Genomic DNA, 12422 nt, shown 5'->3' with positions numbered 1-12422 from the left:
TCTCGTGATTTACGCATATAGGTTACGACTACCTTTTTGGACTTTAGAGTTTCTGGCCCCCTTATCCGCTATATACGCCTTACTATCACCTTCCTGTTCGTAGAGCCACGATTTCGCTATCCCTTCCTCTGACGATTCTTATTTCCAGTGTCAGACTTAAAACGGTCTATCCCCAGACCGTTTTAATCCGCTACCTCACGATAGTCAGGCTTGGGAATCGCTATTGGGTTCACCGGTAGCAGGTGCCCACCGAGGACTTACACCTCAGATGCACGACATGCCCGTCGTACCAAAAATAGCCCTTCGGATAAAATCCGAGGGGCTAGAAACGTTGTTAAATCAACGGCCGAACTTTTGAATTTCAAGGTTCGGGATAAAATAGTTTACTGAACTACTTTATTTTTTCAAGTTGTAGAATGATTTCAATCCACGGTATTCTGCTACTTCACCAAGTTGGTCTTCGATGCGAAGCAATTGGTTGTATTTAGCGATACGGTCTGTACGTGAAAGTGAACCAGTCTTGATTTGTCCTGCGTTAGTTGCAACTGCGATGTCAGCGATTGTTGAATCTTCAGTTTCACCTGAACGGTGTGATACAACGGCAGTGTAACCAGCTTCTTTAGCCATTTCGATAGCTTCAAAAGTTTCAGTAAGAGTACCGATTTGGTTAACTTTGATAAGGATTGAGTTAGCAGCACCTTCTTGGATACCACGTGCAAGGTAGTCAGTGTTTGTTACGAAGAAGTCGTCACCAACAAGTTGTACTTTCTTACCAAGACGTTCAGTAAGAGCTTTCCAACCATCCCAGTCGTTTTCATCCATACCATCTTCAATAGTGATGATTGGGTATTTGTTAACCAATTCTTCAAGGTAGTCGATTTGTTCTGCAGATGTACGAACAGCAGCACCTTCACCTTCAAATTTAGTGTAGTCGTAAACTTTACGTTCTTTATCGTAGAATTCTGATGAAGCACAGTCAAATCCGATAAATACGTCTTTACCTGGTACATATCCAGCAGCTTCAATCGCAGCAAGGATAGTTTCAACACCATCTTCAGTTCCTTCGAAACGAGGAGCGAACCCACCTTCGTCACCTACGGCAGTTTCCAAACCACGTGATTTAAGGATTTTCTTAAGAGCGTGGAAGATTTCAGCACCGTAACGAAGGGCTTCTTTAAATGTTGGCGCACCAACTGGCAAAATCATGAACTCTTGGAAAGCGATTGGAGCGTCAGAGTGAGAACCACCGTTGATGATGTTCATCATTGGAGTTGGAAGAACTTTAGTGTTGAATCCACCAAGGTAGCTGTAAAGTGGGATTTCAAGGTAGTCAGCAGCAGCACGAGCTACAGCGATAGACACACCAAGGATTGCGTTTGCACCCAATTTACCTTTGTTAGGAGTACCGTCAAGAGCGATCATAGCACGGTCGATAGCTTGTTGATCACGTACATCGTAGCCAATGATAGCTTCAGCAATGATGTTGTTTACGTTGTCAACAGCTTTTTGTGTACCAAGACCACCGTAACGAGATTTGTCACCGTCGCGAAGTTCAACTGCTTCGTGTTCACCAGTAGAAGCTCCTGATGGAACCATACCACGTCCGAAAGCACCTGATTCAGTGTAAACTTCTACTTCAAGTGTTGGGTTACCGCGTGAGTCTAGGACTTCGCGAGCGTAAACATCAGTAATAATTGACATTTTTTACTCTCCTTATGAGTTAAATTTTTTACACCTCTATAATACCTTAAAACCCCTCCTTTTTCAAGAAAAAACGTTATCTTTGTGCAACTTTTCCTTAACTTTATAAAGTAATCGCTTTCTTTTGTCTGTTTTATTCTAACTTTTATGATATACTGTTTTCATGACAGATTTATCAAAACAATTACTTGAACAAGCTCATGGTGGAGCAAAATTAAATCCGGATGAGCAAAGACGCTATCTTGGTACTTTTGAGGAAAGAGTTCTTGGATATGCAGATATTGATACAGCAAATAGCCCTCAGTTAGAAAAAGGATTTTTATCTATTTTAGAAAACCTTCAGGAAAAAGCAGAGCCACTATTTGTGAAGATTTCACCAACTATCGAATTTGACAAGCAAGTTTTCTACTTAAAAGAAGCAAAAGAAACTGATAGTCAAGCTACCATAGTATCTGAAGAGCATATTACTTCTCCCTTCGGTCTGGTTATCCATAGCAATGCACCCGTTCAAGTAGAAGAAAAGGATCTTCGACTTGCTTTTCCAAAACTTTGGGAAGTTAAAAAGGAAGAACCATCCAAAACATCCTTATGGAAAAAATGGTTTGGCTAAATATTGCGCATAGTTAATAAGTGCCCAATATTGGCAGCCGTGTGCTCCAGATAGAGACTGGCATTTTTCAAACTATCTTCTAAAGGTTCACTTTTCTCCAAAATAGAAAAGACAGCTTGGATATTTTCAAATGGTAGGGGAGGTAAATCTTCAGCAAGACTACCGCAAATAGCAATAACAGGAACTCCAACAGGGGTTCTTTTTGCAACACCTATAGGCGCTTTCCCAGCAAAGCTTTGACTGTCAAGTCTTCCTTCTCCAACAACAACCAAGTCAGCATCTGAAACTTTCTTATCAAAGTTGATTAAGTTCAAGCAGGTATCAATTCCAGACACGATATTTGCCTGAGCAAAGGCACACAAACCGCCAGCAATGCCTCCACCAGCTCCTGCTCCTTTAATTTCCAATATTGCAGGTGAGACTTTTTCATAAAAGTCTTGGATTGCTTGATCTAGGACTGGAAACATAGTAAGATTTAGGCCTTTTTGCTTGCCAAAAGTGTAAGTCGCACCTTGATGACCACATAAGGGACTCACGACATCTGATAAAATATGAATTTGAACACCTTCAGGAATTTTATAGCGATTTTCTGTTGAAACAGAAGCTAAGTTTAATAAGGATTGACCGGAAGCAGGCAAGACATTTCCGTCCCTATCATAAAATTGATAACCTAAACCAGCAGCAATCCCCAGTCCTCCATCATTACTGGCCGTGCCACCAACACCGATATAAATATCTTTAATCCCTTTAGAAATGAGATGGAGAATCAACTCTCCGATACCACAAGTTTGGATTTGAAGTGGATTTCGTTTCTCTAGCGGAATTTTTCCAAGACTAACCAAGTCAGCTACTTCAAATAGTGCCAGTTGACTTTTTTGAAAATAGCGCATGGCTTCTTTTTGTCCAAAAGGGTCTGTCACTTGGATCCATTTTTCTTTTAGGTCAAGAGAATGTCGGATAGCATCTACAGTACCTTCTCCCCCATCACCAACAGGGCAGAGGAGACATTCTACATCTGCTATCGATTACTGGAAGCCTCTTTTTATTGCTTCAGCTACCTGTTGAGCTGTCAAGCTTTCCTTAAACGAATCCGGTGCAATTACAATCTTCATATTTTCCCTCATTCTAAACAGTCAATCAAAGGGAGAACTTCTAAAAAATCCCTCTTGTCAACATGATGTGGTATTTCTTTTTTGAGTACTTCTTTGGCACAAAAAGCGATTCCCAGTCCTGCTGATCTCAACATCAATAAATCATTGGCCCCGTCACCGATTGCAATCGTTCTTTCTTTAGAAAGTTTTAGTTCCTCTCTCCATTGTTCCAGAGTCTCTTTTTTAATCTGGGGACTGATAATTTGTCCAACTAATTTCCCTGTTAGATGACCGTCTTTGACTTCAACTTGGTTTGCAGAGAAATAGGCAATCCCTAGAGATTTTGATAATCTCTCAACTATTGGTGTAAATCCACCGGACACCAGACCAACTAGGATGCCATTCTTTTGGAGAATGGAAATGAATTCCTGGGCATTTAGCGATAGATGAATTGAGTTGAAGACGTTATCAAAGACCAAAATAGGAAGACCTTCCAACAAGGACACTCTTTTTCTTAAACTGCTTTCAAAGACCAACTCTCCTCGCATTGCCCGACTTGTAATCTGCGAAATTTCCGCCTCATGACCTGCCTCTCTCCCTAAAAGATTAATCACTTCTTCTAGGATTAAGGTTCCATCTACATCCAAAACACACAAGCCTTTTACTTGAGACATCAGTTCTCCTCTCTAAATAGCCTAAAAATCGTATGAAGTCATCATACGATTTTATCTATTAATTAACTAAACTATGGTACAAGTCAAGGTATGACTTGCAGGCTGTATCCCATGAGAAGTCACTCTCCATAGCTTGTTTTTGTAGGTTTCTCCAAATGTCTGGATGGTTTCTATACAAGTCCAATGCTGTTTGGAAAGTCCAATTTAACCAGTAAGGAGATAGATTGTCAAAGCTAAAGCCAGTACCGCTTCCTTCGATTGGATTAAATGCTTTAACGGTATCTCGCAAGCCTCCAACTTCATGGACCAATGGCAAGGTTCCGTAACGCATAGCCATCATTTGAGACAAGCCACATGGTTCAAAACGACTTGGCATGAGGAAGAGGTCACAAGCAGCGTAGATTTCTTGAGCAAGTTTGACATCAAAAGTGATATTTGCTGATAGCTTGTCTGGGTATATCTGAGCAAACCATGAGAAAGCTCCTTCAAAGCCTGGATCTCCAGTTCCCAAAAGAACAATCTGAACATCATTTTGCAAGATATGGTGAAGACTTTCGACCACCACATCAAAACCTTTTTGACGTGTCAAACGAGAAACAATTCCCACCAGTGGAACGTCAGCTCTAACTGGCAAGCCAACTCTTTCTTGCAATTTTGCCTTGTTTTTGGCTTTCCCAGACAAATCTTCCTGATTGAAATGATAGTCTAAAAGAGCATCCGTCTGAGGATTATAAAAATCAGCATCAATCCCATTCACGATACCAGATACTTTACCAGACTCCATTCTAAGAATCTGATCCAAGTTACATCCGAATTTACTGGTCATAATTTCCTGAGCATAACTAGGTGAGACGGTTGAAACACGATCCGCATAGAGAATACCTGCCTTCATCCAGTTCAGACAGTTGTTCCAGCGAAGGGTACCATCAGCATAACGTTCAAAGCCAACTCCAAACAAGTCCCATAACATTCCTTCTGAAAATTGTCCTTGGAATTCCAAATTATGAATGGTTAAAACAGTTTTTATTCCTTGATAGGCTTGAATCCAACGGTATTTTTCCTTTAACAAGAAAGGAATCATGGCTGTATGGTAATCATGAACATGGAGAAGGTCAGGAATAAAGTCAATCCTTTCCATAGCCTCAATGGCAGCAAGTTGGAAAAAGGCAAAGCGCTCTCCGTCGTCAAAATCACCGTAAACATGACCACGGAAGAAATAATATTGGCTGTCAACAAAGTAGAAGGTTACACCATTTAATACTGTTTTCTTAATTCCACAATACTGTCTGCGCCAACCGACGCTCACCTCAAAATGAAGAACATCTTCAATCTGATTTCCAAATTTAGCCTCTACCATGTCATAGTAGGGTAAAATCACTGCAACTTCATGTCCCGCTTTTACAAGTGATTTAGGAAGAGCGCCAATGACGTCTCCCAAACCACCTGTTTTTGAAAAGGGTGCACCCTCTGCTGCTACAAATAAAATTTTCATGAATGAATATCCTCTGTTACTTTGCTACCTTTCTTAACGACAACTGGATGTTCTGCAGTTCCTCGAATCACAACACCAGGCTCAACTTCAACACCCTTGTCCAAGATAGCATATTCTACCTGAGCTCCTTCTCCAATCACAACACGAGGGAAGAGTAGGCTATCTTTAACCAGGCTATCCTTATGGATATGAATATTACGTGATAGAACAGAATTAGCCACTTGACCTTCAATGATACTACCAGACGCAAACTGAGAAGTACTTACCTTAGATGTATTAGCATAGTAAGTTGGTTCTTCGTTCTTAACCTTTGTATAAATCTTTTGGTTTGGTGAGAAGAGAGAATAGAATTTCTGTGATTCAAGCATATCTTTATTAGCTTGGTAATAAGACTCTACAGAGTGAATATTGGCTAGGTAGCCTGTGTACTCGTAGGCGAAAGCTCCCTCTTTTGCAGCCAAATCACGTAAAACATAACGCAATTTCTCTGGATGTTCTTTTTTAGCTTCTTCTTCCAAGCGTTCAATCAACCACGGTGTATCAACGACAAAGATATCTGTAGACATATTGAACGTTTCAGCTGTTGACTTGCTATCAAAGAGTTTATGAGAAAGAACATGGTCTGTTTCATCCACTTCTAAGATTGCATTTACTTCTGAAATATCTTTCTTAGCTAGTTTTTTATAAACTACAGTGATAGGCCCTTTTGTTGTACTATGTAGATGGAAAACTTGGTTCAAATCAATGTTAATCAAGACATCGCAGTTGAGGGCAACCGTTTGGTTTGATCCAGAGCGTTTTAAATAAGTAAGAAGCTGTTGGTAGTATTCTTTTCCTACTGTGCTACTCTCCACACGAGTATTGTAAATACCTAGATAATAGTGACTGAGAAGGGTTGATAAGCCCCACTCGCGTCCTGAACGGATATGGTCAAAGACTGAGCTGATATTATCCTGCTGGAAAATACCAAAGACACTACGAACACCTGCATTAGCAAGGCTTGAAAGTGGGAAGTCAATCAAGCGATATTTCCCACCAAATGGCAAACTAGCTACTGGACGGTGGTCTGTCAATGTCGCCATATCGTGAAAACCAACTGTGTTTCCTAAAATGGCAGAATATTTATCAATCTTCATCTGTTGCTACCCCCACTACTTCATCATATCCTACAACTTGTACTTCTTCTGTTCCATCAATTTCGACACCGTCAGAAATAATCGCACCTTCACCAATAATGGCACGTTTAATCTTAGCTCCTTGACCAATGATAGCTCCACTCATGATAACTGAATCAACAACTTCTGCCCCTTCGCGAACTTGCGCGCCTGTTGAAAGGATAGAATGTTTAACAGTTCCATCAACGAAACATCCGTCTACAACTAATGAGTCTTCCACATCAGCATTTGCCCCAAGGAAGTTTGGTGGTGAAATTAAGTTTCTTGAGTAAATCTTCCATTGACGGTTACGGCTATCCAAGGCATTTTCTGGAGAAATGTACTCCATGTTCGCTTCCCAAAGTGACTCAATCGTACCGACGTCTTTCCAATAACCACTAAATTCGTAAGCATAAACACTTTCACCTGACTCAAGGTAATTTGGAATGACATTTTTACCAAAGTCTGACATATCTACATTGCTCTTTTCAGCAGCGACTAACATATTACGAAGGCGTTGCCAATCAAAAATGTAGATTCCCATAGAAGCTTTTGTAGATTTAGGTTGAGCTGGTTTTTCTTCAAATTCAACAATACGATTGTTGGCATCAGTATTCATGATACCAAAACGGCTTGCTTCTTTAAGAGGGACGTCTAAAACTGCTACTGTCAAGCTGGCATTATTATCCTTATGAGACTGGAGCATATCATCATAGTCCATTTTGTAGATGTGATCCCCAGACAAAATCAAGACATACTCAGGATTGACACTGTCGATATAGTCGATATTTTGGTAAATAGCGTGACTAGTCCCCTCAAACCAACGATTTCCTTCACTGGCAGAATAAGGTTGGAGAATAGAAACACCAGAATTAATACCATCTAGTCCCCAGCTTGAACCATTCCCAATATGATTGTTGAGAGCAAGTGGCTGGTACTGTGTAATGACTCCAACATTGTGAATCCCTGAGTTGGCACAGTTTGAAAGGGCAAAGTCAATGATACGGTAGCGCCCACCAAATTGCACAGCTGGTTTTGCGATGCTTTGAGTGAGTTTACCGAGACGAGTTCCTTGCCCACCAGCAAGAATCAAAGCTAACATTTCATTCTTCATTTTCTACTCCTTTTTGGTTTTTACTTGTGACGGTTTTTGCAGATTTCAAGCGACGTTTGATTTTCCAGACACTAGCCCCCATAGCCGGTAGGGTAAAGGTTAAGGTCTGCTCATAATCTTTCCATAGTCCTTCTTGCGTTTGAACAGTTTGATTATGTTCTTTCCAAACGCCTCCCCACTCTTCTAACTCAGTATTCCAGACTTCTTCATAAATCCCTGCAACAGGCAGACCGATTGTAAAATCTTTTCGTTCAACAGGTGCCATATTAAAGACGCAGACTAGCATGTCGCCCTTCTTACCCTTACGGATGAAGGAAAGAACACTCTGGTCTCGATTATCCGCATCAATGATTTCAATACCATCATAGCTGGTATCAATTTCCCACAAACAGCGGTTGTCTTTGTAAAACTGGTTTAGCTGAGAAGTGAAATACTTCATCTTAGCATTCATTGGGTCTTCTAGGTTAGACCATTCCAACTGTTCTTCAGATTTCCATTCTAGGAATTGACCATATTCGCTACCCATGAAGAGCAATTTCTTACCAGGGTGACAAATTTGGTAAGTGTAGAGATTGCGCAAACCTGCAAATTGATTGTAACGATCTCCCCACATCTTATGCATCATACTCTTCTTGCCATGAACAACTTCATCGTGTGAGAATGGTAGGAGATAATTCTCCTTGAAGACATACATAAAGCTGAAAGTCACTAGGTTAAAGTCGTATGTACGATAAATCGGATCTTCTTCATAGAAACGGAGAATATCATTCATCCAGCCCATATTCCATTTGTAGTCAAAGCCAAGACCATCTGAATCCTTTGTATCAGTAATCTGAGTAGCTGATGAACTTTCCTCAGCTATCATCATCACATCTGGATGAGCTAGTTTAATGACATCATTCAAGCGTTGAAGGAAATAATATCCTTCATAGTTGAGATTACCGCCATCTTTATTCGGTGTCCATGGGGCATCATCGTAATCTAGATAGAGCATGTTGCTAACCGCATCCACGCGAATACCGTCCAAATGGTAAAAGTCAATCCAAAACTTAATGCTAGAAATCAAGAAGGACTGGACTTCATTCTTCCCAAGGTCGAAATTGAGTGCTCCCCAACCATAGTTATGAGCCTTATTATGGTCTTGGTATTCAAAAGTCGGTGTCCCATCATAATAGGCTAAGGCATCATCGTTGATGGTAAAGTGACCTGGTACCCAGTCCACAATAACTCCAATATTATGGGTATGACACTCCTCGACAAAATCTTGAAACTCCTCTGGTCGGCCATAAGCATGCTCTAAAGCGAAGTAACCCATAAGCTGATACCCCCAACTCAAGCCCAAAGGATGGGACATCAAGGGCATAAACTCAATATGAGTATAGTTCATTTCAACGAGATAAGGAATGAGTTCATCCTTGAGCTGGGCAAAACTATAAGGACTGCCATCAGAATTTCTTTTCCATGATCCAGCGTGAACTTCATAGATATTGACAGGACGCTCTTCAAAGCCCCAACGTTTTCTTCGTGCCAGCCAAAGTCCATCCTTCCATTTCTTCTCAGGAAGCTCTGTTAAGATTGCCCCTGTTCCTGGACGATCCTCATACCTGACAGCAAAAGGGTCAATCTTCATCAGTTGATGACCATTTTGACGTGTGACATGATATTTGTAAATATGCCCTTCTTGAGCCATATTGGTAAAGACTTCCCAGACCCCAAAGTCATTTCTTACCATTGGAATCTGATTTTCTACCCAATTGGTAAAATCCCCTACCAAGTGAACTGCCTGAGCATTGGGTGCCCAAACTCGGAAAGTATAGCCAGACTCACCATCTTTTTCTTCCCTATGCGCTCCCAGATAATGCTGGAGGTGAAAATTCTCACCTGTCATAAAGGTGCGCAATGCTTCTCTTCTATCCATATACTCCCTTTCTGCTGTAAGCGTTTTCTATGTTTTTATTATACTACTTTTTTAGAGAAGATTCAAGTAAATTACTATACTTCTTTAAAATTATTTTGAAAATCTACAAAAAGTTAACTTAGTTGTTCAATTGTAAATTAATATTTTTTCAAAAAAATTGCGAAAATGCATTTCTTTTTCTACTACAATACCAAAAAGTTCGTATTTTTTCTATGATTATTATTATTTTATAGCAAAAAAATAAAACCAGGAAAACAATTTCCTGATTTTACACGTTTGATGAAAATATATATCAAATTTTCTATACGAGTGAGTTATCAACTAAGTTCTTTCTATTCGTTCACTTCCAATGATCTGTTAGAATAGCGAGATAGATGGTCTTTATAAAACACTCAAGACAGCTAGACTAATATCATCTAACACATTGTCTTCTTTTGAGCGACTGTTGGTTACCAACATAGCTAAATTTCCTGCATTTTCAAATGGATAGGGTTCTGATTTAGCATTCACAACCACCAAGAGGTGTTCTTTCCCATGAACTTCATAGATAAGGCAGCCGCTATGTTCAATTGCAGAATGCACAAAGACATGATGGTAAATTTCATCATAGCTAGAGTAAGAAAAGGCACCAGTTTTTGTCTTCAATCGGATGACTTGACGGATAAACTCAATACTGTCTTGACGCTCATTAATCAAGTTCCAGTTCACTTGGTTCACACTGTCAGGAGCATTATAGCTATTCATCGCACGCTCTCTATCATCATGGGTCAACTCACCATTTTCACCAGTCGCAACCAGTTTGGTACGACCAAATTCTTGACCGATTTCCATAAAGGCCATCCCCTGCATGAGCAGATTCATGGCTGTGGCTGTCTCGACCTTGCGCATGATTTGCTCTGAACTTTGGTCTGGATGAAGGGTTGCCAATAAATCGTGAAGATTGTAATTGTCATGGGCTTCTACATAGTTAAGCACCTGATTTGGATGTGTATAGCTTCCTAATTCACGACTTCCTAGGATTGCTTTAGCAAGAATTGGCTCTGTCGCAGCACCACTGACAAAACCTGACTTGATAGCACCATAAACTTCTCCCCCTTTGACAGCATCGCGCTGATTGTCATTAAAGAAACCAATATTTGGCATCTGGTAGGCATTGTCCTTCTTGGCCTTATCATAAGGGGCAAGACCTGTTCCCATATCCCATCCTTCTCCATAGAGGATAATGTTAGGGTCGATTTCATCTAAGCTTTGACGAATCATCTGCATAGTCTTGACATCATGAATCCCCATTAAGTCAAAACGGAAGCCGTCAATATTGTATTCCTGAACCCAGTATAGAAGAGAATCAATCATATACTTGCGGAACATTTCGTGTTCACTGGCTGTTTCATTTCCAACGCCTGTTCCATTCTGGAAGGTACCGTCTGGATTCATACGATAATAGTAATCAGGGACAGTTGTTTGGAAAGGTGCATCAACAACTGAGAAGGTATGGTTATAGACCACATCCATAATAACACCAATACCCGCATCGTGGTAAGCTTGAACCATGGTCTTCAAATCACGAATAACCTGAGCTGGGTCGTCTGGATTAGTTGAAAAACTAGTTTCTGGCGCGTTATAGTTTTGTGGGTCATAACCCCAGTTGTAGGTTACATTCCCATCCTCATCGTATTCTTTGTGACGGTCTGCAATTGGTTGCAACTGAACATAATTGTAGCCCAGCTTCTTGATGTAATCAAAAGCAGTTGCTTGGCCGTACTGGTTAACTGTTCCAGTCTGTGCAGCACCTAAGAAAGTTCCTCGAAGATGTTCATCCACACCTGAGGTCGGTGATTTGGTCAAATCACGAATGTGCATTTCACAAATAACTGCCTTACATGGATTTGCCAAGCGCCAAGTAGCCTCTGAACCGTGCTTGACCTCGAAGTTTGCAACTTGCTTTTCTTCATGGCTCAGGATAGCTGAACGTTTGCCATCAGGACTGGTCGCGATGGTATAGGGATCGCGTGTCACTGTTTGGTGGTGAGGGAATTGGACTTGATACTGATAAGCCTTACCAGTCAAATCTTCCTCAACATCCAAACTCCAGACACCGATTGTATTGTCCTTGTGATTATAAGAGTAGCTATTGCCTCTCTCCATCTCAAAGGTCTTCCAAACAGGAGCATCATTAGCAGCTGATTCATAAACGACAACCTGCACTTCTGTCGCTGTTGGAGCCCAGAGAGCAAAACGAGCCTGATTGTCCTCTACACGGCAACCCAATTCCCCTTGGTAGCCCCAGTGGTGGTCGAAACTAGCGCTATTGATAGCCTTGTCAAAAGCAAAAGGATTTTGATTTTTATAGAAAGGACTTGCAATTGCAGGATTTTCAGAATAATAAATTCTATCATCGCCTTCCAAAATCCAGACCTCTGTTAAGAGGGGATAGTGATTAAAACGGATAGCATATTCTTTACTAGTTTGGCCTGTGTGAACCACAAAATTCAAGCTTTCTAAGGGATGAGCACTTGGGTGTTCAAAGCTAAATAAGGCTCCAAAATAATCTTCTTGGTAAGTTAGTAAATCAATTCGTTGATCCTTACTCTTTACAAAAGAGCAAGTGTCGTATTCACCATTCTTGCGATGGTAATGAATGCGCATAGGGTAGTTATACATTTTTATT

General features: G+C 40.7%; 8 protein-coding genes and 1 pseudogene. 1 reads left to right on the top strand and 8 read right to left on the bottom strand.

The window, feature by feature from the left end:
• Positions 1-396 precede the first annotated feature (396 nt).
• Positions 397-1701, bottom strand: coding sequence for a surface-displayed alpha-enolase (gene eno / locus HT736_RS03915; RefSeq protein ID WP_000022813.1), 1305 nt, complete (start codon positions 1699-1701; stop codon positions 397-399).
• 163 nt (positions 1702-1864) lie between these two features.
• On the opposite strand from eno, the gene HT736_RS03910 reads away from it, so the two are divergent.
• Positions 1865-2311: a DUF1694 domain-containing protein gene (locus tag HT736_RS03910; RefSeq protein ID WP_000131108.1), complete on the top strand. Its 447-nt coding sequence runs from the start codon at positions 1865-1867 to the stop codon at positions 2309-2311.
• Here the strand turns inward: HT736_RS03910 and HT736_RS03905 are convergent.
• The 7 genes and pseudogenes from HT736_RS03905 to pulA all read right to left on the bottom strand — a co-directional run bounded on the left by HT736_RS03905 (position 2308) and on the right by pulA (position 12415).
• Positions 2308-3423, bottom strand: a pseudogene (locus HT736_RS03905) (glycerate kinase). The gene HT736_RS03910 and the pseudogene HT736_RS03905 overlap by 4 nt on opposite strands.
• 8 nt (positions 3424-3431) lie before the next feature.
• Positions 3432-4076, bottom strand: a complete 645-nt coding sequence (gene serB, locus HT736_RS03895; RefSeq protein WP_000084487.1) for a phosphoserine phosphatase SerB — start codon at positions 4074-4076, stop codon at positions 3432-3434.
• 58 nt (positions 4077-4134) lie between these two features.
• Positions 4135-5568 (bottom strand): glycogen synthase GlgA, encoded by a 1434-nt coding sequence (gene glgA, locus HT736_RS03890; protein WP_000697309.1) that lies wholly within the window; start codon positions 5566-5568, stop codon positions 4135-4137.
• A complete protein-coding gene (gene glgD / locus HT736_RS03885; RefSeq protein WP_172930771.1) occupies positions 5565-6704 on the bottom strand; it encodes a glucose-1-phosphate adenylyltransferase subunit GlgD in 1140 nt (379 codons plus the stop codon). The genes glgA and glgD overlap by 4 nt, the downstream gene beginning before the upstream one ends.
• Positions 6694-7836, bottom strand: a complete 1143-nt coding sequence (locus HT736_RS03880) for a glucose-1-phosphate adenylyltransferase (protein WP_023936814.1) — start codon at positions 7834-7836, stop codon at positions 6694-6696. The genes glgD and HT736_RS03880 overlap by 11 nt, the downstream gene beginning before the upstream one ends.
• Positions 7826-9754 (bottom strand): 1,4-alpha-glucan branching protein GlgB, encoded by a 1929-nt coding sequence (glgB, locus tag HT736_RS03875; protein ID WP_023936815.1) that lies wholly within the window; start codon positions 9752-9754, stop codon positions 7826-7828. The genes HT736_RS03880 and glgB overlap by 11 nt, the downstream gene beginning before the upstream one ends.
• Positions 9755-10135: 381 nt before the next feature.
• Positions 10136-12415, bottom strand: a complete 2280-nt coding sequence (gene pulA, locus HT736_RS03870) for a type I pullulanase (protein ID WP_000283051.1) — start codon at positions 12413-12415, stop codon at positions 10136-10138.
• Positions 12416-12422: the final 7 nt, after the last annotated feature.

The organism is Streptococcus sp. 339, assembly GCF_013277285.1.
GTDB lineage: Bacteria > Bacillota > Bacilli > Lactobacillales > Streptococcaceae > Streptococcus > Streptococcus pseudopneumoniae.
This window is presented reverse-complemented; position numbering and strand designations above follow the sequence as displayed.